Annotated in this window: 26 protein-coding genes and 1 riboswitch; of the genes, 15 read left to right on the top strand and 11 right to left on the bottom strand. The window is 35.7% G+C overall.

Annotated features, from left to right (window positions below; genetic code table 11):
• Positions 1-86: 86 nt before the first annotated feature.
• On the bottom strand, positions 87-689 hold the full coding sequence (locus tag TR08_RS16480) for a DUF3939 domain-containing protein (RefSeq protein WP_052427489.1): 603 nt from the start codon (positions 687-689) through the stop codon (positions 87-89).
• 264 nt (positions 690-953) lie between these two features.
• On the bottom strand, positions 954-1,250 hold the full coding sequence (locus TR08_RS16475; protein WP_045519945.1) for a HesB/YadR/YfhF family protein: 297 nt from the start codon (positions 1,248-1,250) through the stop codon (positions 954-956).
• A 312-nt stretch (positions 1,251-1,562) separates the two neighbouring features.
• On the opposite strand from TR08_RS16475, the gene TR08_RS16470 reads away from it, so the two are divergent.
• Both TR08_RS16470 and TR08_RS32605 read left to right on the top strand, forming a co-directional pair.
• Positions 1,563-1,898, top strand: coding sequence for a hypothetical protein (locus tag TR08_RS16470; protein ID WP_045519944.1), 336 nt, complete (start codon positions 1,563-1,565; stop codon positions 1,896-1,898).
• A 125-nt stretch (positions 1,899-2,023) separates the two neighbouring features.
• Positions 2,024-2,251 (top strand): hypothetical protein, encoded by a 228-nt coding sequence (locus TR08_RS32605; RefSeq protein ID WP_193747762.1) that lies wholly within the window; start codon positions 2,024-2,026, stop codon positions 2,249-2,251.
• A 27-nt stretch (positions 2,252-2,278) separates the two neighbouring features.
• Here TR08_RS32605 and TR08_RS16460 read toward each other — a convergent pair whose 3' ends face one another.
• The 3 genes from TR08_RS16460 to TR08_RS16450 all read right to left on the bottom strand — a co-directional run bounded on the left by TR08_RS16460 (position 2,279) and on the right by TR08_RS16450 (position 5,398).
• Positions 2,279-3,631 (bottom strand): hemolysin family protein, encoded by a 1,353-nt coding sequence (locus tag TR08_RS16460; protein WP_045519940.1) that lies wholly within the window; start codon positions 3,629-3,631, stop codon positions 2,279-2,281.
• A gap of 61 nt (positions 3,632-3,692) precedes the next feature.
• On the bottom strand, positions 3,693-4,070 hold the full coding sequence (locus TR08_RS16455; protein ID WP_238579156.1) for a MerR family transcriptional regulator: 378 nt from the start codon (positions 4,068-4,070) through the stop codon (positions 3,693-3,695).
• A 212-nt stretch (positions 4,071-4,282) separates the two neighbouring features.
• Positions 4,283-5,398, bottom strand: coding sequence for a histidine kinase N-terminal domain-containing protein (locus TR08_RS16450; RefSeq protein ID WP_238579155.1), 1,116 nt, complete (start codon positions 5,396-5,398; stop codon positions 4,283-4,285).
• 217 nt (positions 5,399-5,615) lie between these two features.
• A riboswitch (TPP riboswitch) is annotated at positions 5,616-5,722 on the top strand.
• Positions 5,723-5,852: 130 nt separating this feature from the next.
• On the opposite strand from TR08_RS16450, the gene thiT reads away from it, so the two are divergent.
• From thiT to TR08_RS16425, 5 genes are all read left to right on the top strand, one after another.
• Positions 5,853-6,428, top strand: a complete 576-nt coding sequence (gene thiT, locus TR08_RS16445) for an energy-coupled thiamine transporter ThiT (protein WP_045519935.1) — start codon at positions 5,853-5,855, stop codon at positions 6,426-6,428.
• A gap of 141 nt (positions 6,429-6,569) precedes the next feature.
• Positions 6,570-6,794: a FeoA family protein gene (locus TR08_RS16440; protein ID WP_193747761.1), complete on the top strand. Its 225-nt coding sequence runs from the start codon at positions 6,570-6,572 to the stop codon at positions 6,792-6,794.
• Positions 6,794-8,800: a ferrous iron transport protein B gene (gene feoB, locus TR08_RS16435; RefSeq protein ID WP_045519931.1), complete on the top strand. Its 2,007-nt coding sequence runs from the start codon at positions 6,794-6,796 to the stop codon at positions 8,798-8,800. Before TR08_RS16440 ends, feoB begins: the two co-directional genes overlap by 1 nt.
• A 19-nt stretch (positions 8,801-8,819) precedes the next feature.
• On the top strand, positions 8,820-8,975 hold the full coding sequence (locus tag TR08_RS16430) for a FeoB-associated Cys-rich membrane protein (RefSeq protein WP_045519929.1): 156 nt from the start codon (positions 8,820-8,822) through the stop codon (positions 8,973-8,975).
• A gap of 104 nt (positions 8,976-9,079) precedes the next feature.
• A complete protein-coding gene (locus TR08_RS16425) occupies positions 9,080-9,535 on the top strand; it encodes a helix-turn-helix transcriptional regulator (RefSeq protein ID WP_045519927.1) in 456 nt (151 codons plus the stop codon).
• Between the two features lie 876 nt (positions 9,536-10,411).
• On the opposite strand, the gene TR08_RS16420 is transcribed toward TR08_RS16425, so the two are convergent.
• A complete protein-coding gene (locus tag TR08_RS16420; RefSeq protein ID WP_045519925.1) occupies positions 10,412-11,323 on the bottom strand; it encodes a nuclease-related domain-containing protein in 912 nt (303 codons plus the stop codon).
• A 198-nt stretch (positions 11,324-11,521) separates the two neighbouring features.
• Between TR08_RS16420 and TR08_RS16415 the strand changes: the two genes are divergently transcribed.
• The 7 genes from TR08_RS16415 to fumC all read left to right on the top strand — a co-directional run bounded on the left by TR08_RS16415 (position 11,522) and on the right by fumC (position 20,627).
• On the top strand, positions 11,522-13,552 hold the full coding sequence (locus TR08_RS16415) for a transglycosylase domain-containing protein (RefSeq protein WP_045519923.1): 2,031 nt from the start codon (positions 11,522-11,524) through the stop codon (positions 13,550-13,552).
• A 238-nt stretch (positions 13,553-13,790) separates the two neighbouring features.
• Positions 13,791-14,348, top strand: coding sequence for an RNA polymerase sigma factor SigY (sigY, locus tag TR08_RS16410; RefSeq protein ID WP_045519922.1), 558 nt, complete (start codon positions 13,791-13,793; stop codon positions 14,346-14,348).
• Entirely contained in the window at positions 14,302-14,652 is a 351-nt protein-coding gene (locus TR08_RS16405) for a YxlC family protein (RefSeq protein ID WP_152597438.1), read from the top strand. Before sigY ends, TR08_RS16405 begins: the two co-directional genes overlap by 47 nt.
• Positions 14,645-14,845 carry a hypothetical protein gene (locus TR08_RS16400; RefSeq protein WP_045519919.1) on the top strand — a complete coding sequence of 67 codons (201 nt, stop codon included), beginning with the start codon at positions 14,645-14,647 and terminating at the stop codon, positions 14,843-14,845. Before TR08_RS16405 ends, TR08_RS16400 begins: the two co-directional genes overlap by 8 nt.
• Before the next feature lie 340 nt (positions 14,846-15,185).
• Complete coding sequence (locus TR08_RS16395) at positions 15,186-16,943, top strand: ABC transporter ATP-binding protein (RefSeq protein ID WP_045519918.1); 1,758 nt, start codon at positions 15,186-15,188, stop codon at positions 16,941-16,943.
• Complete coding sequence (locus tag TR08_RS16390; protein WP_045519916.1) at positions 16,940-18,955, top strand: ABC transporter ATP-binding protein; 2,016 nt, start codon at positions 16,940-16,942, stop codon at positions 18,953-18,955. Before TR08_RS16395 ends, TR08_RS16390 begins: the two co-directional genes overlap by 4 nt.
• Before the next feature lie 292 nt (positions 18,956-19,247).
• A complete protein-coding gene (fumC, locus tag TR08_RS16385; protein WP_045519915.1) occupies positions 19,248-20,627 on the top strand; it encodes a class II fumarate hydratase in 1,380 nt (459 codons plus the stop codon).
• An 82-nt stretch (positions 20,628-20,709) separates the two neighbouring features.
• Here fumC and TR08_RS16380 read toward each other — a convergent pair whose 3' ends face one another.
• Positions 20,710-20,913 carry an alpha/beta-type small acid-soluble spore protein gene (locus TR08_RS16380; protein WP_045519914.1) on the bottom strand — a complete coding sequence of 68 codons (204 nt, stop codon included), beginning with the start codon at positions 20,911-20,913 and terminating at the stop codon, positions 20,710-20,712.
• A gap of 364 nt (positions 20,914-21,277) precedes the next feature.
• On the opposite strand from TR08_RS16380, the gene TR08_RS16375 reads away from it, so the two are divergent.
• The gene (locus tag TR08_RS16375) at positions 21,278-21,520 is read left to right on the top strand and encodes a hypothetical protein (RefSeq protein WP_045519913.1); all 243 of its coding nucleotides are present in this window, start codon (positions 21,278-21,280) and stop codon (positions 21,518-21,520) included.
• Between the two features lie 115 nt (positions 21,521-21,635).
• Here TR08_RS16375 and TR08_RS16370 read toward each other — a convergent pair whose 3' ends face one another.
• The 4 genes from TR08_RS16370 to TR08_RS16355 form a co-directional block, all read right to left on the bottom strand.
• A complete protein-coding gene (locus TR08_RS16370; RefSeq protein WP_045519912.1) occupies positions 21,636-22,745 on the bottom strand; it encodes an ABC transporter ATP-binding protein in 1,110 nt (369 codons plus the stop codon).
• An 86-nt stretch (positions 22,746-22,831) separates the two neighbouring features.
• Positions 22,832-23,743, bottom strand: coding sequence for a PucR family transcriptional regulator (locus tag TR08_RS16365; protein WP_045519911.1), 912 nt, complete (start codon positions 23,741-23,743; stop codon positions 22,832-22,834).
• A 118-nt stretch (positions 23,744-23,861) separates the two neighbouring features.
• The gene (locus tag TR08_RS16360) at positions 23,862-24,041 is read right to left on the bottom strand and encodes a hypothetical protein (protein ID WP_370576327.1); all 180 of its coding nucleotides are present in this window, start codon (positions 24,039-24,041) and stop codon (positions 23,862-23,864) included.
• Between the two features lie 67 nt (positions 24,042-24,108).
• The gene (locus tag TR08_RS16355; RefSeq protein ID WP_045519908.1) at positions 24,109-24,318 is read right to left on the bottom strand and encodes a YheE family protein; all 210 of its coding nucleotides are present in this window, start codon (positions 24,316-24,318) and stop codon (positions 24,109-24,111) included.
• Positions 24,319-24,340: the final 22 nt, after the last annotated feature.

Here is a 24,340-nt window from a genome sequence, read left to right as displayed (position 1 = left end):
TTCAAAATCGAACAAGAAATTGCCGTTTTTTTGTCTAGACCATGCTTACATTTCTAAAAACGTAAGTTTTTCAGTGCCCTCTTACATTACTGAGAGGAGTTTTCGATTTTCCTTTTTTCAGGTCGAATATGAGTTATGAGTCCATCTAATTCTGTAATATAAAACTCTGTTTCAGGAGCAGTTCTTAAATAATTGTCTTGAATTAATTGGTAATAGTTCACTCTCCGATTTGGATCGAATCGCAGCATCGGATATTCCTTTCGTTCCTTAACATATAAGTCGACTGCTTTTTGGACCATGTCCATTTCGCCTGGTATTTTCTTTTCGTTTTCCTCAAAAAGATCATAGGTTTCTTTAGACATATAAAACTGCTTAGATGGAATCCCACCTAAAATATTTGCGAGTTGTTTAAAATCGATGCTGTTATCGTTCTGGACAATAATTGTACGGTAGGCACCTTTAGGAAGATTATCTGAAAATTGCCTCACTGCTATCCGAACCTGGTCAATGGTGATATCAATTATTGGATAGTCTTGGGCTTCATTCTGATTACTTTGTAAATCATTTTTATTCTGAGAGGTCTTATTTACTGGTTTTTTTATATATTTTTGTACAATTACGTATCCTGTAAGTCCTCCAATCCCAGTCCCAAGAAAAGTAAAAATGATTGTATACAAATGCTCTATCATGCCAAACCCCTTTCTGCATAGATTAAAAAAGCGCTACTGCTCACAACATTTTACTAAGTAGGCGCTTTCATTATAAAGCTAACCATTTATTATTGCAACATAGTTCGCGTTTTATTCTGAATTTTCAGAATCATATTATTTGTATGGTAAGTAACAAAATTAATATAGGATTGGTTATGCTATGAATATTGTTCGGGATAGTATTAATATTGGAAATAGAGCAGCCATCTATGATGGCTGCCCTGGGATAATATTGGTGGAGAATTAGTTTATAGCCAATGTTTCCTTGAAGCTTATTTGAATTTCTTTTATTTCGTCATTATAGGATAAACAAGTTTCGGTATCCTCAAAAAACCATACATCATTTCCTTCTATATAGAAGTTAATACCATTTATTTCTTTAGTAAAGCCAATATTTGATGGTGACTCTGCTGAAAACGCCAGGCTAAAGCCCTTGTGTTTTTCACCAAAACCATCATATTGTGGAAACATTCTCACGGTATTGATCTGGAATTCATTTGTAAACCACTTTGCAGCTTTTTCATCAATAGAAATTATCATATAAGATGCACCAACCTTTTCCAAATGGTAATAGCCATAATAAGATTGAAAACATTTAATTTAGGAAGAAATGTTAACCATTTCTTATGTTATTAGATTAAGGCATTTTATTAGATTTGCATGTGACATTCTTCACAAGGATTTCTATCTTAGTGTTTATTTTAAAAAATGTTCAAAATTCCGTAATAAACAACATAAAGGGTGGATACTAAATATATACAAAATCGTTCAGAATTATTTTAGAATTTGTAACATATTTAGGGTGTTCAGGGTGATAAAATGGATTTAATACGAAATGGGGAGATACTAACTATGGAGCAAAAGCTTGATAAATTGACCGAAAACATTTCTGATATTAAAACGCTAATTAATTCTTTCAATAAAACCTTAGAAAACATCGAACATAGACTTTCTCGATTAGAGCAAATGGACAGTATTGAGCATCGAGTTGAGGTTAATCAAATTGACTTATCAGATATTAAAGAGTCATTACAGCGCATTGAAGACGTACAAGGCAATGTAGTAAAGCACTTAGAAAAAAACTTAGGAAATGGTGAGGAAATTAAACACATTAATCGCCGCCTGGATTCACACTTAATTAAATTAGCTAAAGCAGAAGAAGAAATTATTATCTTAAGAAACAAATAACTGCAAAAGAAAAAGATCAGATGCGATAATCTGATCTTCTTTCTTATTCAATAAAATGTAACCGTTCTCAAAACTACTTAAATAGTGATTTACCACCTTTGTATAGTAGTGCTAAAGAAAAAATCATGACTGCTAATGCGCCTACGATATCAAAAATTGGACCTAAGAAACTTAAAAATGATACCGGTTCAACGCTCATTAATGCAAATCCAGAAAGTATTGACGCTAAAAATAAGAAAATTAATTCCATCGTTATTTCTCCCCCCTTTAGTTTAGAATATGTTTTTAAAGGTGATGGTGATTGGATTATTGAGCAATTATTACAAATTTATTACAAAAAAACAGACCAATAATCACTTTGGTCTGTTGGAAAATTCAATTCATGAGAGTACTTCAGTATGAGGTAAAGCAATTTTATTTGTGTTTGCTTCTTCTTCACTTACAAGCTTTGTTACCTCGATATATTTTATATGGTGATCCTCCATATCGAGTATTTTAAATGCATAGGTTTCGTGATGAATGGAGTCTCCTTCTTTGGCTTCATAATTCTCGGTTAGTACCCAACCGCCTATAGTGTCAATATCTTCATCATCAATATCGACTCCCAACAAATCATTTACTTCTGTTACAAGAACCTTGGAGTCAATAATATAATGGTTTTCCTTAATTTTACGTATCATTGGAATCTCATCCGAATCAAACTCATCGCGGATTTCGCCAACAATCTCTTCGAGGATATCTTCAACTGTAACAAGACCTGAGGTACCGCCATATTCATCCATTAATATAGCCATATGCATTCGATCTTTTTGCATTTTCACAAGCAAATCATGAATGGGTATGGTTTCTATTACTCTAATAATTGGACGAGTATAGTGTTCAAGTGTTTTAGTTGAAAGGGTTTCTTTACTGATTAAATCCGTGACCATTTCCTTAATATTAACTAGACCAATAATATGGTCTTTATCGCCATCAATAATTGGATATCGCGTATATTTTTCCTCACGGATTACCTGGAGAAAAGTATCCAGCGTATCATCTTTAGATAATGAAACGATTTCAGTTCTTGGAACCATAATTTCTTTGGCAATACGGTTATCAAATTCAAAAATTTTATTTACATACTTAAACTCAGATTGGTTAATTTCGCCACTTTTATAGCTTTCAGAGAGGATAATTCGGAGCTCTTCCTCAGTATGTGCCATTTCGCTTTCAGAAACAGGCTTAAGACCAAAAATGCTCGTTACAATTCGCGCTGACCCATTTAATAACCAAATAAAGGGGTACATCACTTTATAAAAGAGAATTAGAGGTCGTGACATAACCAGAGTAATCAATTCAGCTTTCTGAATAGCCAGTGTTTTAGGTGCCAGTTCTCCTACGACAACATGTAAAAAAGTAATTGTCGCAAACGCAATCCCAATTGATAATATGTGGGAAACACCTTCAGGAATTTCTAGTCCATTAAAAAGGGGAACGAGCAATTGCTCAATAGTTGATTCCCCAATCCAACCTAAAGCAAGGGCAGTAATCGTAATTCCCAACTGACAGGCTGAAAGATATTCATCCAAGTTAGAAATTACTTTTTTTGCTGAAATAGCACTCGAATTACCTTCCTCAATCAACTGATCAATTCTTGAACTACGAATTTTTACAATAGCAAACTCTGAAGTTACAAAAAAAGCAGTTAACGCAATTAAAATGGCTATTATAACCAAGTTAAATATGTCCAAATAAGTTCCCTTAGCTCGTTAAATACGAGTTAAGGAGTCACCTCCTAGTAATTTAAAAAAATTAACTCGTTCCATTCAAAAGGGATTTCATCAAGACTGATTTTTGCATCATTAGATTTGTTGTGAATTTTTCTTTTTGCAGGTCATCCAATTTTTCAACAATTGGAATTAGGTCAAATAAATCATTCTGTAGCTGCTGCATTTGTTGTATAACAGCATTCACATGTTTTTCCACTTCTGAATCACGAATTGTTTTGTCTTTCTTCATATCTAGTTTTCTTTTAATCTCGTCAAGAGGATAGTGTAAATTCTTACAATCTTCAATAAACTTTAAATCCTTTAAGGATTCATCAGAATAAATTCGGTAATTAGATTTAGAACGTTCTGCGTTTAATAAACCAATTGATGTATAATAATCAATTGTCCGTTTAGAGACCATTGCGATTTCTGCTAATTCACCGATACGATAGACAGCCCCATCATATCACCTCGATTATCTAAATTTAAAAATAATTATAGTAAATTACAACTGTACAGTCAAACGTTCTAGTTGGAATATTAGTTGGTATCAACATTTTATGAAAAAAGACCTGTCTGTATGAATCGAAAAATTATAAATTTTTAGAAAATAAGGTAGAAAATAAACGTCTCCTACATTGGAGACGCAGCAATAGGTAATTTAATTGTAAATACTGTGATTTCTGGATTTGAGAGACAGGTTAATTCACCTTTGTGTTTTTCAATGATTTCATTACATACGAATAGTCCGAGACCTGTACCAAGTTTTTTTGTTGTGAAAAATGGCTCGAAAATTGTTTTTCTCCATTCTGCAGGAATCATTGGTCCATTATTGGAAATTGATAAAATTACATGAGTATTGTTCTCTATATAGCTTTTAATTTCAATGGTTGGGTTTGGGATTCTGTGATGGTTTAATACATCAATCGCATTAAAAATAATATTAATAAAGACTTGTCTCATTTCATCTGCATATCCAAAAAGGGTAATCTCATCGACTATATCTTTCTTTATTTTCACCTTACCGTCTAAAATACTTGGATATAAGAAATTTAACACTTCATCAATTAATTTATTTTGATTAAAATGCTCCTTTTCTTTTCCAATTAATTCCTTTTTGGACAAAAGTAGAAATTGTGAAATACGGAAATTAAGCTGATCTAACTCACTTGATATGATATCCAAATATTTCATATCAGGGTAGTCAGCCTTAAGAAGCTGAATAAAACCTTGAATAGAGGTAAGTGGGTTTCTAAATTCATGGATAAAGCTTGATGTCATTTGCCCTAAAAGGGTTAAACGGTCTTGGTGAGTTGAATCAATAAACATTGTTTTTTCTTCGATAATTTTGTTTTTAGATTCTGTGTAATGAGTAACTGCGAAATAAAGAAATTTATCAAAGCAGAAATTTATCTTATTAATTGATTCTTGAAGGTCATCCCATTCTAGACCTGCCTTACTAAAATAACTGTATAAAACAGTTCTTCCAAGATTAACATTATATACAAAGTCCCCAATATTAATATTAGCCAAAGCTCTTTCTTCAGAAATTTCTATCGCTTGCTTTTGGATAGACTCTAAGAGTTCCTTTTCACTCATCGTATGCATAGTTAACACTATATTAAAAATGGCTATTCCATTTTGACTTATTTTTTCTTTATAGGGATCTCCGTTAGATATAACAATTGAATTCTCCCACTCACGAATCAATTTCTCTTTATTCTTATCCAAAAAAGTTATTAAATCCATTTGTACCTCAGATAACATCACAGTTTCCTCCTAAGAAATTGCCGAACTGATTAAAGTTAATTCGTGATAATAGCTGAAAATCCCTTTAAATAAAGATAGGTAAATTTTATTAATTTAATATTTGTATAAGTATAGATAATTTAATTATACCATGAATGGAAGTTTATCCTTGTAAAAGTCCTATAAAAATAGTATATTCGTTTAGAAAATAATTAAATATTTCCACAGGGGGAGCTGCTTTTAGTGGCTGAGAGTGAACGTTCGAGTTCTGACCCTATGAACCTGTTAGTTAACACTAGCGTAGGGATGTGGTTTGCCGAATCTTAATGCAAGCAATGCAGACTATCCTTAAACGTCCTGCATTGTTTTTTTGTTTATACTGGCGCCATATTAGATTTTAGTAGTAAACCTATCGGACGTTCTCCAGAATACAAACAAATAAGGGGGAACATGTATGGAGAAAAAGCATAATAACACATTATTTTTAGTAGAAGTAGCAGTATTTTCAGCACTAGCTTATTTATTGGATTTGGTTTCAGGATTATTGTCATTAAAAATATGGCCTCAAGGAGGATCCATTTCTATCGCGATGATTCCCATTTTCCTAATGTCATTTCGTTGGGGAGTAAAAGGAGGAATCTTGTCTGGATTTTTACTTGGATTACTACAGTTCATCCTTGGTTTTTCACAAATATATACACTTCTACAAGGTATTATTGATTATGGTATTGCCTTTTCAGTGGTTGGTTTAGCAGGTATATTTGCTTCTCAGGTGAAAGATTCCCTTGTAAATAATAATAGAAGAAAATGGGTCACATTTGTTCTATTGGGTACATTTTTAGGTAGTGCATTAAGATATCTTTCTCATGTCCTATCAGGAATTGTGTTCTTTGGCGAATATGCGCCTGAAGGTCAGCCAGTAGCTGTTTATTCCCTTCTTTACAATGGAACATATATGCTCCCAAGCTTCATCGTGTGCGCGGTCATTGTGATCCTTGTCATTAGTGCAGCACCCAAAAAAATGATATAAGAAGAAAAGATAGAAAAGTCTATGACTTATCTATCTTTTTTTTTTCGAACTTTTGTCACAGAATAAGCCATCTTTTAATGATAAAATAACGATATAAATAAAGATAATCATTCTCAATTAACCTATGTAAGGGTGATAGCGATGTTCGGTTCGTTTAAAGTAGGAGAAAAAGGAAAAATCATTAATATATCGAAAGTTGGCCGAATGGTGCAAAGAAGGTTGTTGGACCTAGGAATAACGGAAGGTTCTGAGGTTTGTATCAAATGCGTAATGCCTTTTGGGGGGCCAGTCATGATTGAATCGTGTGGACAGTGTGTCGGTCTCCGTCTCAAAGAAGCGCGCTTAATAGAAGTGGAGAGAGTTTAATGGAAATCGCACTTATTGGAAACCCGAATACCGGAAAAACTTCATTGTTTAATAATCTTACAGGATCCTATGAATATGTTGGGAACTGGAGCGGTGTTACAGTTGAAAAGAAGGTCGGAGTTTTCAAGAATAATATAGGAAGATTAATTGATTTGCCAGGGGTTTATTCTCTCAATCCATTATCAAAGGATGAAGGGGTTGTTACTTCTTTTTTCTTAGAGGAACCAGTAGACAGGTTGTTAAATATTTTAGATGCTTCTCAATTAGAGCGTAATTTGCATTTAACAATACAATTGCTTGAATATGAAAAGCCGGCATTAATTGGTTTGAATATGGTTGATGTCGCTGCCAATCGAGGCATTCATATTGATACGGAAAAGCTATCACAGATTTTAGGAGTACCTGTCGTACCTGTTGTTGCAAGGAATGGTAAAGGTTGCGATCGATTAATAGAGGTCATTTCAACAAGTTCGAATCATTCAAAGGTAAAAAAACATGTTTTTTATGGAAAAGAGATAGAAGATGCTATCTCTGAATTAAGTATTGATCTAATAGGAAAAACAGACCATTCACCTAGATGGCTTGCCCTTCAACTTTTTGAGGGGAATGAATACGTAAAAAATTATCTTTCCAAACTAATAGAACCTACTAAACTAGAATTATTCATTTCTCATTTGGAGTCTGTATTAAACCAAGAAAATAAAAATAAAAAATCGCTGGCAAACTACATTTATTTGAAAAGAAAAGAAGTTATCGAAAAAATTCTAGTGGCTTCTGTTCGAAAAGTTCGTACTGTTGTACCTCTGACAGAAAAAATTGACTCCATTGTAACTAATCGCTATTTAGGAATGCCGATCTTCTTAATATGTATGTATTTGATGTTTATGTTGACCTTTGATTGGCTAGGGACTCCATTATCTGACGTTTTGGATGGAATATTAACAGGTCCAGTAACCACAGGATTTGAAAAATTCCTTGTTACTATTAACGCTTCAGACTTTATACATGCACTGATTATTGAAGGATTAATTGCCGGTGTTGGTGGAGTACTCGTGTTCGTTCCACAGATATTTATTCTTTTCTTTTTTATATCCTTATTAGAGGATTCAGGTTACATGGCTAGGGTAGCTCTTGTTATGGACAGGATTATGGAGTCTGTTGGGCTAAATGGTAAGGCGTTTATTCCGATGATGATTGGATTTGGCTGTAATGTACCCGGTATCATGGCTGCTAGAACGATTGAAACTCCTCGTGAAAGACTAATGACCATATTATTAACACCACTAATGTCATGCTCTGCACGCCTGCCTGTATACGCATTGTTTGTTGGCGCATTTTTTGTGGGTCATAAAGCACTAGTGGTATTAAGTCTTTATGTTCTTGGTATCGTTGTTGCTTTACTATTAGCTAAAATATTTACTAAAACCTTATTAAAATCAGAAACATCGTTATTCGTTATAGAATTGCCTCCATATCGTCTCCCACAGGTACAATCACTTTGGAGAAGTACTTGGGATAAGGGCAAGGGTTTTGTTAGAAAAGCAGGAACGTTTATCTTTGCAGGCTCTGTTTTCATTTGGCTGTTATCGTATGCTGGTCCGAATGGATTAAAAGTCGATATGGATGATAGCTTTTTAGCTGCTATAGGTAATTTGTTTGCACCGTTATTAGAGCCCATCGGATTTGGCACTTGGCAGGCGGCTGCATCCTTAATAACGGGTTTCCTAGCAAAAGAAGCCATTATCTCAACGATGAATATTATTTATTTTGTTCCAGAAAATGCGAGTTTGCAAGGTTTATTAAGTGATTTTTACACACCACTTGCTGCCTATAGCTTTATGGTTTTTATTCTATTATATATTCCATGTTTAGCAACTGCGGCAACCATTTACAAAGAGACAGGCTCAAAGAAATGGACTGCTTTTTCAATTCTTTATGCATTATTTATTGCCTATGTTTTATGTTTGGTTATTTATCAGGGCGGTAAACTGTTTGGACTAGTCTAAATTAGGGAAGGTGTACCATATGATAGCAAACATCATCATTGGCACTGCGATTTTTGGTTACGCTACTTGGGCATTAGTGAAATTTATCCGTAAATCAAAAAAAGGGAAATGTGCTGCTTGTGATCTTGAAAAATCCTGCTTAAGTCAAAGTCAATGTGGGATTCCGACGAAATAAAACCATAAAAACTGCTATCATTTAAACGATAGCAGTTTTTTCTTTTAAATATAAGGCAACTTGTGTAAAATTACACTAGATAGGAAGTGAAAGAAGGTCTATTTATGAATAGAGAAGAAATTATTAGGCTAGTTTCAAATAAATTACGATTAATCCGTACAGAAGCAGGCTATACCCAGGATAAAATGGCAGAAATCATTGGGGTATCAAAGAAAACCCTTGTACAGGTCGAAAAAGGAAGGGTTCTTGCTGGTTGGTCTACCGTTGTTTCGATCTGTGCTTTATTTAGAGAAACAGAAACGGTCCAATTTCTATTTGGAAATGAACCGCTGGAAGTCTTAGAGACCGTTGCACGCGAAGGAATTGACTATCGGAGAATGAAAACGTTCGGAGGACGAATTTGGTGGCGGGTAGTATCGAGAAAAAATGGTTTTGTTCTTCAACAAAATATTCTTAGTAAGCATTTTCGGATATTAGATGAAAAACATTATCGCATTTTTAGCAGTTTTGATGAGAAACATTCCAAAGTACGCTTTAAAGAATTAACTATGAATGACTAAGGAAAAGCAATCGATTCTAATATCGAATGCTTTTTCTTTTTTTATCCACTCATTGGAAGATGAGAGCCCGCGAATTTCAAAAAGAAGAAAGAGCGGTCACTCATAAGGTAGATGAGAGCCCGGGAATAGCAAAAAGAAGAAAGAGCGGTCACTCATAAGGCAGATGAGAGCCCGTGAACTGCAAAAAGTAGAAAGAGCGGTCACTCATAAAGTGGATGAGAGCCCGCGAATAGCAAAAAGAAGAAAGAGCGGTCACTCATTAAGTAGATGAGAGCCCGCGAACTGCAAAAAGAAGAAAGAGCGGTCACTCATAAGGTAGATGAGAGCCCGCGAATAGCAAAAAGAAGAAAGAGCGGTCACTCATTAAGTAGATGAGAGCCCGTGAATAGCAAAAAGAAGAAAGAGCGGTCACTTATAAAGTGGATGAGAGCCCGCGAATAGCAAAAAGAAGAAAGAGCGGTCACTCATAAAGTGGATGAGAGCCCGTGAATAGCAAAAAGAAGAAAGAGCGGTCACTCATTAAGTAGATGAGAGCCCGCGAATTTCAAAAAGAAGAAAGAGCGGTCACTCAAAAGGTAGATGAGAGCCCGCGAATAGCAAAAAGAAGAAAGAGCGGTCACTTATAAAGTGGATGAGAGCCCGCGAATAGCAAAAAGAAGAAAGAGCGGTCACTCATAAAGTGGAAGAGAGCCCGTGAACTGCAAAAAGAAGAAAGAGCGGTCACTCATAAAGTGGATGAGAGCCCGTGAATAGCAAAAAGAAGAAATAGTGGTCACTCATTAAGTAGATGAGAGCCCGTGAACTGCAAAAAGAAGAAAGAGCGGTCACTCATAAAGTGGATGAGAGCCCGAGAACTGCTAAAAGAAGAAAGAGCGGTCACTTATAATAAGTCCATTGCTTACATCCAATAACTTTATAATATTTCTGCAGGATTCTCCGAATCGTTTTTCTAGAACCTATCACCTTACACCAATCAAAAATAATATTAGTAGTAACTCTTAGAGTTGGAAAAAGCAGCTTTAACTCTTCTGCACTACGTATAACAGCTGATTCAACCTCCTCCTCAAAACCGCAATTTTTACACGTAAGTTTCCTTTCGTCACAAGTAATAAAAAATGAATCGCATATAGCACAAGTCATTCCTTTTTGCAGTGAATGATATTCGTAGGGAGGTAATTTAGGATAGGGAGATTCAATTTTGTGATCCGCTATTAATTTGTCAGCAAGTTTCTGCTGCATCCCATTTAGGTTAAATGGTTTTGAATTTAGTTTTTCCATAAAGCTGCTGAGCTGTGGGGGGAAAATAATCGAATCATTTTGGGGAGCTTGATATAAGAAGAATTTAGGATTGATAAAAACTAGATAGGGAAGAATTCGAAAAGGGAACCCATTTTTTTTGAGATATTGTTGGAGCAAAGTTTCGGTTCTCTTTAATTGGTGTAATGGATTCGTAATTGGCCTTTTGGCACTACATAATTGGAATTCACCATCTTTGTAAAAATAATTGCCCTCATAATTTTTTACTTCACAAGGAATAATCGTATCTTGAATGATCAGGGAGGAATCAATTTGAAATTTTGAATGATTTATTTCGAGCATTATATCGTTTAAAATAAACATTTCTCTATTGAGGTTTGCTGCCGTCAACAGGTCAAATGCGACTTCCCCTTCATATCCTTTCTTTAAGTATAAATACTGCTTCCTTTCATCTTCAGATAAAATCATTCTTGTGTTTAAGAATCCCAATAATTTTAATAAATCTGATTCATTTCTAGATTTTAAGAACATACTCCACTTCCTTTTCTCGAAACTATACCCTTATCATATAAAAAATTTCATAATGATGTTGTTACAAAATATCTACAAAAACAATTTAGAAGATTCTTGACACCTTTTATCCGCAAAACTTGGATAAATTTTCCCTATTTTGGGAAAAAGAAAATGATGTCATTCATTTTGGATTTTTTCATTTTTTAAGGAGGATTTATGAAAAAGGTAGTGAATAATTGGAAGCGATGGCATATGAACCAAGTGATGGTTCTTTCGTTTTCTCTTTTAGTTTTGGGCTTTCTAGGTATCATATATGCATATTCGATGGATGTGGATATTTCTTCGCTTAAGAATGAACTTCCCCAGGCAACCATATTTTATGATTTGAATGGTGAGGTTGCAAGTAAAGTTTCTGCTAATAAAAATGAAGGTATTTCAATTAATCAGGTATCTGACTCTATGAAAAATGCAGTCATTGCAATAGAGGACCGCCGATTCTATGAGCATCATGGTGTTGATTTTATAGGTATTACAAGAGCACTTATACGGGACATAAAAGCTCGTGGGATGGTTGAAGGCGGCAGTACGATTACCCAGCAGTTAACAAAAAACACACTACTCACCTCTCAGAAAACCCTAAAAAGAAAAGTTGATGAAGTGTTTTTAGCTATGAAAATAGAGAAACAATTTAGCAAATCAGAGATCCTTCAAATGTACTTAAATCAGATCTATTTTGGTGATGGTGCCTGGGGGATTAAGCATGCAGCACGGAATTATTTTGCCAAAGAGGTCAAGGATCTATCTATTAGCGAATCAGCCTTACTTGCAGGTTTAATAAAAGCACCTTCTGCTTTAAATCCATATCATCACTTGGATAAGGCAACACAAAGGAGAAATCTTGTACTTGGACAAATGAAGAAGCAGGGCTATATTACAACTCAGCAATATGAACAAGCACTAAATGAAAAAGTAATTTTAAATAATAAAGGCGGGGATCCGTTTCGTGGGAAGTATCCTCATTATGTTGATCAAGTTTTTGAAGAAGCAATTAATGTATACCATTTATCACAGGATGAATTATTAACCGGTGGGTATCAAATATATACAGAGCTTGATCCTACCATGCAGAATGCTATGGAGAAAACCTATCAAAAAGACGATTTATTTCCAAAGGGTACTGATCAAATGGTCCAAAGCGGCGGGATATTAGTTGATCCAAAAACGGGTGGAATCCGAGCAATTGTTGGTGGACGAGGAGAACATACCTTTAGAGGTTATAACCGTGCAACGCAATTAAAGGCACAGCCAGGTTCTTCGATTAAACCGCTTGCAGTCTTTACACCGGCACTCGAAGATGGCTGGAAAATAACAGATATGTTAAAGGATGAACCAATGAGCTTTGGTGAATATGAGCCAAGCAATTACAACCACGAATATGCCGGGGAAGTACCCATGTATGAAGCAGTAAAAGATTCAAAAAATGTTTCAGCTGTCTGGTTATTAAATGAAATAGGAATAGAAAAGGGATTAGATTCAACCAAGCGCTTTGGAATACCATTAAAAAAAGGTGATCGAAACCTAACACTTGCACTTGGTGGATTAGAAGAAGGTGTTTCTCCACTGATAATGGCTGAGGCGTATTCCGTCTTTCCTAATCATGGAGTTAGAACTAAAGCTCATGTAATCAAGAAGATAGTTGATACAGAAGGGAATATTGTTGCTGAGTGGAAGGAAAAAAAGGAAAGAGTCACTACTAAAGCTGTGACAGATCACATAAACACTTTGCTCCTTGGAGCTGTTGAACACGGATCAGGAAAAAGCGCTCAAATACTAGGAAGAGAAATAGCTGGGAAAACTGGTTCGACACAAGTACCAATTGAAGGAGTTACAGGGGTCAAGGACCAATGGTTTGTTGGCTATACACCACAATTAATTGGAGCCGTGTGGGTAGGCTACGATAAAACAGATGAAAAACACTTCTTGAAAACAACAAGCAGTGCAGGAGCAGCCATTGTGTTTCGTGAAGTCATGAAGGAAGCATTAAAAGGTACTCCATCAAATAGCTTTGATGTCCCCCGCATCGATACATTGATTCAAAAGAAGCAAGAGGAAGAAATGAAAATCAACCGAGAATCGATTGAAGAGCATTTTAATAAAGGTGCTAGAAAATGGGAAGAAAAGTGGAGAAAACAAAAAGAAAAATGGGAAAAGCGATGGAAAAGAATAGGTCCAAATAATAGTCATTAATGGAAAGGCACGAAGAAATTCGTGTCTTTTGTGATAGAATTTAAATTATTCACTAAATAAAATGAACGAAATTTTTACTTTGACGTCTTATACATATATAGAAGGCTGTGTTAAAGCTAAATGTTGAAATTGGCACTCTGTTGATTTGTGCGGAAAGCGAAGTGTCTGGAGCGGAAATCAGCAGATAGAGTCAAATAGAAAAAGAGGGATAGATGGGGGAAAGTGAGGACAAGCGGCGATGGATCCGTTAATAAAAAGTGCAAAAGAAGGGGATCATCTTGCATTTGCGATGTTGTTTAAAGAAAATTATCCGTTCCTTGTAAAGTATTTAATGAAAATTACAATGAACCCTGATATTGCTGAAGAACTGGCACAAGAAACAATGGCAAAATGTATTCAAAAAATGCATCTCTATAATGGTCAAAGTAAATTTTCAACTTGGCTGATTTCCATTGCCACCAATGCTTATATAGATCAATGTAGAAAGCAAAAGAGAGAAAACAAATGGAAAGGACAGGAAGAAGTTTATCGAAAACTGAAATGGCAATTTGAAAGCCGGAATGAGGAATGGAACGATGCGTTAGAGGCATTAGGTAAATTACCTGTAGACGTTCGGGTTCCCATTGTGCTGAAGCATTATTATGGATACTCATATGATGAGATTGGTACATGGATGAAAATATCCTCTGGAACGGTAAAATCAAGAGTTCATAATGGAATTTTGGCAGTAAGAAGGGAGCTGAAACTTGGTGAAGAAACAGAAGGTCGTCATACTCGGAAACGAAAAACAAAATAAACATGACTTGGATGCTATTCACAAACTGCAAGAAGGATTAGGCAAGGTCGATCAATTCCCAGTCTATACTCCAGATCTAGAATGGTTTGAAAAAATGGTTCTAACTGAGAAACAAAATAGCAGAAAGAAATTTGTGAAAGAACTATCATTGTTTCTTATGATTGCATTATTCATATTAAGTGGAATCATCGTATCTTTTTATCAAATGCCAGTGGTGTTTATCCTAATTCAACTAATTACTCCGATATTTATTGGATACTACACACTTACTAGGTTTAATAAGAAGGTGAAAATCAATGAGTAATGATTACTCACTAACTGTTATTATTCTCGTTGCTGCTATCCTGTTACTCCAAAGTATCTTTTTATTCTTAGACGCTAGGAAGCGCAATCACAACTATTGGTTATGGGGAATCGTCGGTCTCATTCAAGCTCCAATGCCAACGCTTTTTTACTTAATATTTGTTCGGAAAATTTTTCAGAAAAAGTCCGATTAGCATATTTTAGTACTGCCTAATGGGATGGGAAAATTCTGAAAAATAGGAATTGACATTTAAATAATCTGGTGATAATCTAACAAAGGATGTAAAAAAAGGAAATGGAGGGTTACAAAATGATTGTATTACACAGCACTTTAACAGCAACTGAATATTTGAATGTAACCTGTCCATGCATACCTTCTATTTAGGAAGCACATTACTATTGTTTTGTAATATTTAACACAGGTTGCGTTCTTTTTCTTACGTAACTTGTGTTTTTTTGTCTCTTTTTTAGTGTCGAGGCATACTGCACTCTATTGCGGTATGCCTTTTTGTTTTTATATAGGGGGGGAAAGGGATGTTTTCGGTATTAAAGAAATTAAGTTGGTTTTTTAAAGAATATTGGAAGCGTTATGTAATTGCGATAACGTTATTAATTCTAGTTGGGATTCTAGATGTTGTGCCGCCTAAATTAATAGGAATGGCAATTGATGATATTCAACTTGGCGAAATGAGTAATGGAAAAATCGTAAAATATGTGGGTTATCTTTTCTTAATCATGGTTTTCTCATATGGAATCACGTACGTTTGGATGTATAAATTATTCGGAGGTGCCTTTCTTGTAGAAAGAAAGTTAAGATCCCGATTCATGAAACATTTATTAAGTATGTCGCCTACTTTTTATGAGAAAAATCGAACTGGTGATTTAATGGCGAGAGCAACAAATGATTTAAAGGCAATATCCATCACCGCAGGGTTTGGGATATTGACACTAGTAGATTCAAGTGTCTGGATGCTTACGCTTATAATTACCATGGGGATATTAATTAGCTGGAAGCTAACCATTGCAGCAATCCTTCCCCTGCCGATTATGGCTTATATCATGCAAATTTACGGAAATAGAATTCATAAGCGCTTTATGGAAGCACAGGATGCATTTGGGGATTTAAATGATCGAGTTTTAGAATCTGTTGCAGGTGTAAGGGTTATTCGTGCTTATGTTCAGGAAGAGGCAGATGGCAGGAGGTTCCATCAATTAACAGAAGATGTCTTTCAAAAAAATATTAAAGTTGCGAGGATTGACTCGTTATTTGATCCAACAGTAAAAATACTGGTCGGAATAAGCTATATGATTGGCCTTGGCTATGGTGCCTATTTAGTCTTTAATCAGGCTATAACCTTAGGTGACCTTGTTGCCTTTAATGTTTATTTAGGGATGCTAATTTGGCCGATGTTTGCGATAGGTGAATTAATTAATATCATGCAAAGAGGAAATGCGTCCCTAGATAGGGTAAATGAAACATTGTCCTTTCAGGAGACAGTAGAGAATCCTTCACAGCCAATTATGGTCGAGGCTGCAGACAGAATTGATTATAAAGAGGTAACGTTTCGATATCCTTCTTCCAAAGAGGATAATTTAACCAATATTTCTATTCACTTGCTTCAAGGACAAACATTAGGGATTGTCGGAAAAACTGGGAGCGGTAAAACCACACTTATCAAACAGTTATTAAGACAATATCCTCTTGGAACGGGAGAACTGTCCATCTCTGGTGTTCCACTCAAGGAACAGTCACTGAATCAAGTCCGAAAATGGATTGGTTATGTCCCTCAAGATCATGTACTTTTTTCAAAAAGTGTAAAAGAAAATATCTTATTTGGGAACACAGAAGCAACAGAAGAAGAATTGGAGAAAGCCATCGACTTATCTGCATTAAGAAAGGATTTAGAACTGCTCCCAGATGGTTTAGAAACACTTGTTGGTGAAAAAGGAGTAGCACTTTCTGGCGGTCAAAAACAAAGAATATCAATTGCTCGTGCGTTAATAAAAAATCCTGATATTCTTATTCTTGACGATTCCTTGTCGGCTGTTGATGCAAAAACAGAAAAGAGAATTATTGACAATATTCGTGAGATAAGAAAAGACAAAACAACCATTATCACTACCCACCGAATGTCTGCTGTTCAACATGCAGACCAAATCCTTGTTCTTGATGATGGTCGAATCATCGAAGAAGGAGCTCATGAACAACTGCTTTCTACTGATGGCTGGTATAAAGAACAATATTTACGTCAGCAAGTGGAAAATAATCTAGAAGAGGAGGTGACAGCATGAGTACAGGCAGGCGATTAACCCAGTATGCATTAAACTATAAAAAAATCATTTTTGCTGCATTATTTATGCTGACCATTTCCGTCGTTACTGATTTGGCAGGTCCATTCATTGCAAAAAATATTATCGATCAGCACATTTTAGGCATTGAGTCCGTTTGGTATGAAACAACTAAAGGGAAAAACACAGCAGAATATAACGAGGTATTTTATAAAAAAGAAAAAAACTTTTCCAAGGTTGAAGAAAAGGGGAAAGAAATTAGAATTTTGCAGGTTGGAGCAAAGTTTGTCATTGTGGAAGAAAAGCTTGAATTCGATGGAAAAAGAACATTTGAAAAGGGGATTTTAACACTTCAAAAAGGAACAGCGAAGGTTGAATATGACGCAAAGGAACTTACCAATAGGGAGTTAATGGCGTTCTATCAACTGGAAATCCCAGGGATTATTAAACTGCTGATCATTTATTTCTTTCTTTTAGTGATTTCAGCTATTTTCCAATATGGACAGCGATTTTTGCTGCAGAAGTCAGCAAATCGAATCATTCAAAAAATGCGTGAAGATGTTTACGGACAAATTCAACGGCTTCCAATCCAATACTTTGATAACCTTCCAGCTGGAAAAGTGGTTGCTAGGATTACCAATGACACGGAAGCTATACGTGAACTATATGTGACTGTATTAGCACAATTTTTCACTAGTGCTATATATATCACAGGAATATATGCGGCCCTATTTATCTTAGATGTGAAGCTGGCAGCCATTTGTTTAATACTATTGCCGATCCTTTATGCATGGATGTTATTATATCGAAAGTTTGCTTCAAAATACAATCATGTTATTCGTTCTCGAATAAGTGATATCAATGCGACAATTAATGAATCCATCGGTGGTATGAGTATTATTCAAGCCTTTAGAAGGGAAAAAGAGACAGAAAAGGAATTCGAAAAGCTTAATACTGAGCATTTTACGTATCAAAATAAATTATTAAGCTTGAATGCTTTAACTTCTCATAATTTAGTGGGGATTCTTAGAAATCTTGTTTTTGTTGCATTCATTTGGTACTTTGGGGGTCAATCGTTAAATCCTGCTTCTGTCATTTCTCTTGGTGTGCTCTATGCTTTTGTTGATTACATTAATCGTCTATTTCAGCCTGTACAGGGAATTGTCAATCAATTAGCCAATTTGGAAACTGCCCTAGTTGCAGGTGAAAGAGTATTTAAGCTTATGGATGAACAAGGTGAGAATGTAAGTACTGAAAGAATAGAAAGATTTCATGGTAATGTACAATTTGATCATGTGTCTTTTGGTTATAAAGAAGGTGAGTATGTTCTAAACGATATTCACTTTGAAGCGATACAAGGGCAGACCGTTGCTCTTGTAGGTCACACTGGTTCTGGAAAAAGCTCGATTATGAATCTGCTTTTCCGTTTCTATGATTGTCAAAAGGGAAAAATTCTAATTGATGGTAAGGACATTGTCAGCATACCTCGTCAAACGATTCGAAATCATATGGGAATTGTGTTGCAGGATCCATATTTGTTTACTGGCACGATAGCCTCTAATGTAAGCTTGAGTGACCCATCGATAACAAGAGAAAGGGTGGAAAAGGCATTAAAGGATGTTGGGGCAGACAAAGTCTTTAAAAACTTGGAAAATGGATATGATGAACCGGTTATTGAAAAAGGGAGCACTTTATCTAGCGGACAGCGCCAGTTAATCTCCTTTGCAAGAGCCCTAGCTTTTAACCCAGCAATCCTAATCTTAGATGAAGCCACATCAAGTATAGATACTGAAACCGAAGCTGTTATCCAAGAAGCTATGGATGTCTTGAAAAAAGGAAGAACTACGTTTATTATTGCGCACAGGTTATCAACTATTCGCAATGCTGACCAAATTCTTGTGTTGGATCGTGGAAAGATTGTCGAACGTGGTTCACATGAAGAATTGATGATTCTTAAGGGCAAATATTATCAAATGTATGAACTCCAAAAAGGCAGTGCCGGACTTGCGGGATAATGTTCACAAAAAATTCACTTCCACATTGATAAACTGTTATTTTTATCACAGGTAAATACCCTTTATTATGATACTTTATAGATGTTTAAGCTCTTTCATAATAAAAGGGGTGGGATAAATGGCAGATTACTCAATCGTAAATGTAATTGGAAGTTTCTTAATTCTCTCGTATTATATTGGATATATGATCGTTAAACATTAAAGTGCAGACATAAAGTCTGCATTTTTTTTTATAAAAGATGAATAAGGATAAGAATATAGATACAAAAATGAAGTAGAGAGGTGTGAAGCTATGGAAAAGTTTAGATTGGAAAAAGATACTCTTGGTGAGGTTCAGGTCCCAGCTGATAAATATTGGGGTGCACAAACACAACGCAGCCGCGAAAACTTTCAAATTGGTACCGAAAAAATGCCACTAGAAGTGGTTTATGCTTTAACCTTAGTAAAAAAAGCGGCTGCAGAGGTTAATCATGATTTAGGTAAACTGGAGAAGAATAAAATGGGTGCTATTCTTACCGTATGTGATCAAACGCTTAAAGGAGAGTTTGATCAGCATTTTCCGCTTGCCGTCTGGCAAACTGGAAGTGGTACACAGACCAATATGAATGTGAATGAGGTTATAGCGAATCGAGCAAATGATTTATTAAGCAGTCAAGGAAGTAAAGAGAGGATTCATCCAAATGATGATGTAAATATGTCTCAGAGCTCTAACGATACCTTTCCAGCTGCTATGCATGTTGCTGCGTACATAAAAATTACTGAGAAATTAATTCCTGCTCTCAATGATTTGAAAAGCACTCTTATTACGAAGGAAAAGGACTTTATGAATCTTGTGAAGATTGGGAGAACCCATCTTCAGGATGCGACTCCAATAACACTTGGTCAAGAAATAAGTGGTTGGAGGGCTATGCTTGAAAAGAATGAAAGCATGATAAAAGAATCAAGTAAGTATGTACTTGATCTTGCAATTGGCGGTACGGCTGTAGGAACTGGTATAAATGCCCATCCACAATTTGGTGATAAGGTTGCAGAAAAGCTTACTGCCTATACAGGGTATCCATTTAGGGCTTCATCAAACAAATTTCATGCATTAACGAGTCATGATGAAATCGTCTTTTTACACGGGTCAATAAAAGCGTTGGCTGCAGATTTAATGAAAATAGCCAATGACATCAGATGGCTTGCCAGTGGACCAAGGAGTGGTATTGGGGAGTTGATTATTCCTGCCAATGAGCCAGGAAGTTCTATAATGCCGGGTAAAGTAAATCCAACGCAAAGTGAAGCGTTAACGATGGTGGCATGCCAAATTTTTGGGAATGATTCAACCATTGGGTTTGCGGCGAGCCAAGGAAACTTTGAATTAAACGTTTTTAAGCCAGTGATTATTTATAATTTAATTCAATCGATCACACTTTTAACAGATAGCATTCGTTCCTTTAATGAAAAATGTGCGATAGGAATTGAAGCCAACAAAGAAGTCATTAATAAGCATGTTGAACGTTCCTTAATGCTAGTAACTGCATTGAATCCCTATATTGGTTATGAAAAAGCAGCTGAAATAGCCAAATTAGCTTTTAAGGAAAATTGTACATTAAAAGAAGCAGCCGAAAAAACAGGCTATGTTACTCCAAATCAATTTGATGAATGGATTAAGCCTAATAACATGGTCTAGTATTAGGCAATGAAAGCCCCCTCCGATATTGGAGGGGGCTTAAGCCATATTATTTATTTTTTTAACTGTGTTTGCTTAAAGATTAGCGTTGGAATCCGCCAAGTTGTTGCTCTGCCATTGCTACAAGACGCTTAGTGATTTCTCCTCCGACAGAACCGTTGGCACGAGAAGTAGTATCTCCACCTAGATTAACACCAAATTCTGAAGCGATTTCATACTTCATTTGATCAAGTGCTTGTTGAACGCCTGGTACTACAAGTTGATTAGAGTTGTTGTTACTAGCCATAGTTGAATAACACTCCTCTTAATAAGTTTGGGGTCAGTATGGAATTGAACCATTCTGGTTATGATAACCATGCCGCCTTGGCCTAACCCATTTTAAAAATTATTAGATATTGGAGCATACTTTCTTTTGTTTGGCTGGGTTAGCCGAGAAAAAGCTGAACCCCGCTTTTTCCTAGGACTTGCACCGGCTTATGACCCTTTAGTTGGTAACCCTTCGATGTAAGGTTGTTGCTTGCTTTGTAATATTTATTATGATTAAAAACGGACTGCTTATTCGATTTATTATTTGGTAATTTATTCCTTTACATAGTGCCGTAATAGTAACACACACTAACCTCATACAATAAATTAAAGGGTGAATGGAAATGTCAATATGCCCAATATGCAACGGTTTACGAGACGTATATCTTCTATGCGCACATTGTGGGGAACAGATGTTGGATAGTGGACGGCTAATGGATTTCTATGATGATTATAGTCCGTACATGGAAATTGATTTAATGAAAATGGAAGATGGTTATCCTGACACGAATACAGACCAAAAATGCCCGCACCTCTACCAATGTCTATTCTGTCAGAAGGATGAGGTAATCTTTATTAAGGAATAGATGTATAAATGCAAAAAAGGTCCCGCGAATACGGGACCTTTTTTAGTAACTTTGAGAATTGTCTAGCTACAGCGCCTAGGGGTAATAAGCCCCCGGGCAAGGCGCTTCCGCTTTTCTACTCATTAGCCACGCGAATGCGGGACTCAGTTTCAGCGTCAAAGAAATGACCCTTGTTTAAATCAAATGCTAATTCAAGTGAATCCCCTGGGTGAATGTCAGCTCTTGAATCAAGGCGGGCAACGAATTCCTGTCCGTCAACACTAGAGTAAACCATTAATTCTGCACCAGTTAACTCAGCTACATCAACATTTGTGGTAATTTTTGTACCAACAGATGCTTCGATAAATACAGGCTCGTCATGGATATCCTCTGGACGGACACCAAGGATAATTGATTTTCCTACATATCCTTGCTCGCGAAGAACTTTCATCTTACCTTCAGGTACTGCGATAGCAGTTTTGCCTATTACAAATTTGCCATCTGCTAGTTTACCGTTAAAGAAGTTCATTGCAGGTGAACCGATAAAACCGCCAACAAATACGTTTTCAGGCTTTTCATATACTTCTTTTGGTGTTCCCACTTGTTGTATAAGACCATCCTTCATAACGACAAGTCTTGAAGCCATTGTCATTGCTTCTGTTTGGTCATGTGTTACATAAATAGTAGTTGTGTTTAAACGACGGTGAAGCTTAGCGATTTCAGCACGCATTGCAACACGAAGTTTTGCATCAAGGTTTGAAAGAGGCTCGTCCATTAAGAATACCTTTGCGTCACGGACAATCGCACGTCCTAATGCAACACGCTGACGTTGACCGCCGGATAATGCTTTTGGCTTTCTTTTTAAGTAAGCTTCTAATCCTAGAATTTTTGCAGCTTCATTTACACGACGATCAATTTCATCCTTCGGAAACTTACGAAGTTTTAAACCGAAAGCCATATTATCATAAACGGTCATATGCGGATATAGTGCATAGTTTTGGAAAACCATTGCGATATCACGATCTTTAGGAGCAACATCGTTAACTCTTTTTCCGTCAATATAAAAGTCACCTTTTGAAATTTCTTCAAGACCAGCAACCATACGTAAAGTTGTTGATTTACCGCAGCCAGAAGGACCAACAAATACGATAAACTCCTTATCTTGGATATGTAGATTAAAGTCTGTAACTGCTGTAACTTTATTATCATAAATTTTATAAATATGATCTAATTTTAATTCTGCCATTTTTGAAAACCTCCCTGATATGATTAGTTTTAGTTTATATGAAAAGGTTTACAAAAAATATGGACACAATGCACAAAGTTCCAAAGTTAATTTTTGTGCATGTTGTCCTCATATAGAAGGCACGCAAGAAAGACAGTGAAAGCCCCGTAAAAGTCTTTTAATTGTACTCCGGTTTTATCAATAAATTTATCAATCCGATATTGAAGTGTATTTCGGTGAATATACAGCTTTTTAGCAGTTAGACTTGCATTCAAATTATTCTCCAGAAAGACTTTTATGGTTGTATATAACTCTGGATCTTCTAAAAATACAGCTGAAAGCTCGTTGTTGACCTTATCTTTTATGTAATCAGGGAGATTTAATGCCACAAAAGCAGGGAAAACCTTTTCAAAGGTAATAATATTTGTGCTTGTTATATTTTTCTTAGCAAATTCAAAATACTCTTTTTCTTGTTGAAAATGGTTTCGCAATTGACTCGAGAAAGGGTTGATCTTGCCGATATAAAAAGAAACCTTTACATAAAAATCGCTTTCTAACGTATCAGCTATGGAAGTTAACTCACTTTCGGTAAGGGATAATTGTCTTCGTTCTTCAATAACAATTCCATTATGATCATCTTCCCATATGATTTGTACTTCGTCAGGAAAAAAGCCTTTTATGGCTGATTCGATTTCGGATTGGTCAACCCCATTACCTTTGATGTGGAACTGAATGAATCGAAAATTACTTTCGGAACTCAGTGAGGGCTTGGACCCATTTAATAGTAAAAACTCATGCCATTTTCGTGAAAGCGTGGTTGATGGCATAGAAGGAATTTTCACTTGTTTGTATAGAACTTGAAGAAGGTTTAACTCTTTTTCTGTTAGACTTGTTTTCGGAATTGTAAGCCAGTTCCGCTCAGATTCGTCATAAAATATGTAAAATTGATCAGATGTATGGTGTGGCTGTTCAGTATATAGTACTGAATTTGCGTATAAGGACATAATTTTTTTTAGCAAGGTCAACTTCTCCGTTTAGAAAATTTAAATAATAATGTACTAATTATATCATTATTTGCCGGTATTAATTAAAAAAGGCTAACTCGTGATCATTTCAACGTGTCAGCCTTTTCCTTATTTATTCATTTGATTGAGAAGGGGGATCCTCTTCAGTAAGATTACGTGCTTCTTCAATATTTGTTGAATCATGGCGAGAATGAACGGATCCTCCCGACATACCTTCGTTAATCATTCTGTCAATATCTAAGTAAACTTTGTCTTTTCCTTCATACTGCAAGTCTTTTTTTCCTTCTTCCACAGAGATCATTTCCTTTCCTAGTTTTTCTTTAGTTTGCGGAAAGGGTAGTATTTCATTCAGTCATTCATTATTCATAAACATGGAAGAGCATTAACTCGTGGATTTGGCTTGTAAGTGTATCAATGTTATCCTGTTCGGGAGTATTAGCTGTCCATTCAATTTTTCCAGTTTGGTGATAGATACCTGAATATCTTTGTTTTTTATAGTAAAAAGAAAAATTCCAACCTGGAATATTTTTATTTTCAAATAGAGGCTTAAACTGAAAGTGTGTCAGCAACGATAACATCTCCCTTATTTGC

It is taken from the genome of Neobacillus niacini (assembly GCF_000759675.1).
Classification (GTDB): Bacteria; Bacillota; Bacilli; order Bacillales; family Cytobacillaceae; genus Neobacillus; species Neobacillus niacini_A.
Note: the sequence above shows the minus strand (reverse complement) of the source record. Positions and strands in the feature narration are given on the sequence as shown.